This window comes from Cryptosporangium minutisporangium (assembly GCF_039536245.1).
Taxonomy (GTDB): Bacteria; Actinomycetota; Actinomycetes; order Mycobacteriales; family Cryptosporangiaceae; genus Cryptosporangium; species Cryptosporangium minutisporangium.
This window is the reverse complement of the sequence record NZ_BAAAYN010000117.1, coordinates 1-3054: the sequence shown is the minus strand read 5'-3', so window position 1 is coordinate 3054 and position 3054 is coordinate 1. Positions and strand designations below refer to the sequence as shown.

The window sequence follows — 3054 nt, the reverse complement described above, 5'->3', positions numbered from 1 at the left end:
AACACCGTTGGCGAGACAGTCCCTGGGGCGGTGGGCGGTGTACTACGCTTCCCCATGGCACTACTCGAAGTGGACGAACGTCACCGACAGGGACTCATATCGTCGGGTTATCTCCAACGTCCTGACCTTCCCGACCGGCTTCGTGGTCCAGGAAATTCATCATCGAATCCGGGCGCGGTCCTTGATCTACCGACGGTGCATTGCCGTTGGGTGGACCGGCCCGAACGGTCAGGGCGGATATCCCATCACCCGCACACAAGAGTACATTACATTCCGGGTCGAGTATCAGGTTAAGGTGAAGTACAACGTCCTTTGGGGCTACCGGCAGTACTGGAGGACCTCTAATTGGTACTACCACCGCCCTTCCTCTTCAATTTCTAGCCCGAGATACATCACGAGGCCCGAGGTTTGGAGGGGGGTTTGATGCCTAGGGGAAGGCCTTCGAGGGTCGGTCAGGACCGAAAGTTTCCGATTGCCGTAACTATCGCTCAATTCATGATTTACTTGAGCGGATTTGCTGCGGCTGGGGTGGCAATCGGGGCGCTCGCGCTCGGCGGTAGTGTCCGGCAGTGGGCCGCGTATGGGGTGCCGCTACTGATTCTGGCGGGTTTCGGTCTGATGACGGCTTGGTCGCTCGGGCGGCGCAGGCGGTGGGCGTATTGGGTGGTTGTAGTGGAGGTGATCGGCCACGCTATCGGCGCACTCGTGTCGTTCGTGCGGGATCCTGATATCGTCCCAGCGGCTGTCTGCCTCTTTTTCGCGCTGCTCGCCTGGCACCTTTTACGGCCGACTATTTATCAGGTAGCGGTTGGACAGGGCACCAAAGGCTAAGTCTTCCGGCGGAGAATTCTTGCGGGTCGTGTCCAGGTCGGTCGGTTCGCCTTCGACCTGGGCAGCTCCGCGGTGAGTTCCGGCTGCTGGGCGAGGACAAGGCATGGCGTGTCGGCTTCTCGAGCCTGGCTTCCGCCAGACTCATCCGGAGGAGTCCGTGCAGGAGCAGATCGACCAGCTCACGCAGATCACGGGGACTACGGTGTCGGAGCCCGAGGGAAGGCGTTTCTGGGTGAAGGTCTCGCCTTCTCTTGGTCGCGACGAATTCGCGATGGTCGTGCGGGCAGGACTAGGAGGAGATCCGAGAAGAACTACGACTTTTCTCGGGCCGGACGCGGCCTCCCGAAGATCTAGTCCCTGCTAATCTGCGTGCCAGCCTGGATGGCGATAAGGATTTGCATGATCGTCCAATCCGGCGAGTCGAGGCTTTCGCCACTGACCATCCGGCAGAACGCGGGTATGGGCTCAATTCCGGCGGAACCGCTCCTCCGCCAGGACCGGAAACGCACGAATCTGCCGCGGAGTGAGGGTGGTCGAGCTGGCTCAGTCATCGGTCATCGTCGGGTTTGATGCGTCGCAGTGGCGTCGCGGCCGGTGGCCGGAAGCCGAGTGCCTGGTAGAGCGGGTGGGCGTAGGGGGAGGCATGGACGTCAACCGTGGCGACGCCTTGCTCGTCGAACCAGTCGAGCAGCGCTGTCATCACGAGACGCGCGGCACCGCGACGTCGATAGTGCGGATCCGTGGCGAGCCACTCGACGTAACCGATCCGGCCATCAGGCCGGCGCGGACTGGGGATTCGTTCGTCGATGATTCCGACCGCGACCGCGATCGGCTCATTGCGGTCGTCGGTCGCGACGACGGTAGCGATTGCGTCTGCGGCTTCCAGCCGGTGCCGTGCCGCGTGCTGCCACTCGGCTGACGCGACGGGCGTCCCGAGATCCCGGAACATCTGTGTCACCAGATTCAGGACGCGAGGCAGGTCATCAACGGTCGCAGTGCGAACGTTCATCCGCACACTCTGCCAGGGCTCTCTCTGGCGCCGTTGAGGCGCGACATAGTGACGGGCATGACCGAGCAGGCGTGGACCACGCGCGGCTCGCGTGACGAATTGGCCAGGTACCGCCAGGAGTTGCTGGCCGCCGGGAACCACCGACCGAGCACGATCGCGACCTACATCCAGCATCCCGAGCGCTTCATCGCTTCCCTAGAGGGCCGCTACGATCCGCGCCAACCACAGGGCCGAACGCGGGGTGATCGCCTCGCGACTACAGAAGTCGGCTGTCGGCGTCTGAGACGACGCGTCTGCCGTGCTTTTGGGGCTGTGGAGTCCGTCGACGGCCGTGATCGCGGCGGCACTCTCATAGGAGCCCGCGGTCGAGCGTGGTTGCTCGCTTGTCATGGAGCCCGACGGCACGACGTGGGTCGTGGCGGTACAAGCGTCGAGGCGAGGCCATCAAAATGGCCTCGCCTCGCTGGGTTCTAGAAGCACCCAGGTAATTCGTGGTGGTGCGAGCTGTCATCAGGTGGTACAAAGCAGATAGTAAAGTCGATAACCCTCCGCATCGGACTTTTAATCCGCGGGTCTGTTATCCAGTGACGTTCTGTGTGAGCCAGTGCCATCCCGTGACGTGCGGATATGTCAGATCGGGCAGGCCTGCGTCGGTCGCTTGGCGATCCGATGGTCTCGGAGAGGGCTTGCCGGTCGCTCAGCTGTAGGGGTTCAGTGTGGTTGGTGTTTTCGCTGTAGAGCGCCCACTGAATCCAGTAGATCGCACAGGATTTGGGTATCTGCTGGGATCGCCGGGCCGGCCGGGATCAGCAGTGCACCGTCGGGGAGCTCGGCCACGACGGGTTCGCCTTCGGCCAGCTTGCCGTGCGCGCGCAGTCGGAGCGGAGCGTCGTGTTGCAGTGCGGTGGCCGGTAGCGGCGTCCGCAGCGCGATCGCAAACAGCTGAGGTGGGGTGATCAGCGGGTCGCAGGCCAGGAGCACCGGGTCGCCATCGCGGTCGCCGGTGATAGTCCCGAGTGCGGGTCGGTCGGCCGCGGTGGCCTGCCGGGACAGCAGCCGGTAGGTGTGGATCAGGTGGACGGTCCGGAACCCCGCCCAGGCCAAGGCGATGACGCCACCGATCAGCGCTATCGGCAGCCAGTGCTGGGGAGCGTGGCCGTCCTCTAGCCAGGGCCTGAGGGTGAACTGCAGGGGGGCCTTGACCCCTGAGCCTG

The 3054-nt window shown here is 63.6% G+C and carries 4 protein-coding genes; 2 read left to right on the top strand and 2 right to left on the bottom strand.

The window, feature by feature from the left end; all coding sequences use genetic code 11:
• Together ABEB28_RS42430 and ABEB28_RS42425 are read left to right on the top strand one after the other, a co-directional pair.
• The coding region (locus ABEB28_RS42430; RefSeq protein ID WP_345733979.1) for a hypothetical protein at positions 1–424 on the top strand (424 nt) is incomplete at its 5' end.
• A 71-nt stretch (positions 425–495) separates the two neighbouring features.
• Entirely contained in the window at positions 496–831 is a 336-nt protein-coding gene (locus tag ABEB28_RS42425) for a hypothetical protein (RefSeq protein WP_345733978.1), read from the top strand.
• Between the two features lie 547 nt (positions 832–1378).
• Here ABEB28_RS42425 and ABEB28_RS42420 read toward each other — a convergent pair.
• Entirely contained in the window at positions 1379–1840 is a 462-nt protein-coding gene (locus tag ABEB28_RS42420) for a GNAT family N-acetyltransferase (protein WP_345733977.1), read from the bottom strand.
• Positions 1841–2551: 711 nt separating this feature from the next.
• Positions 2552–3054, bottom strand: a 503-nt coding sequence (locus ABEB28_RS42415; RefSeq protein WP_345733976.1) for a hypothetical protein, incomplete at its 5' end; no start/stop codon positions are given.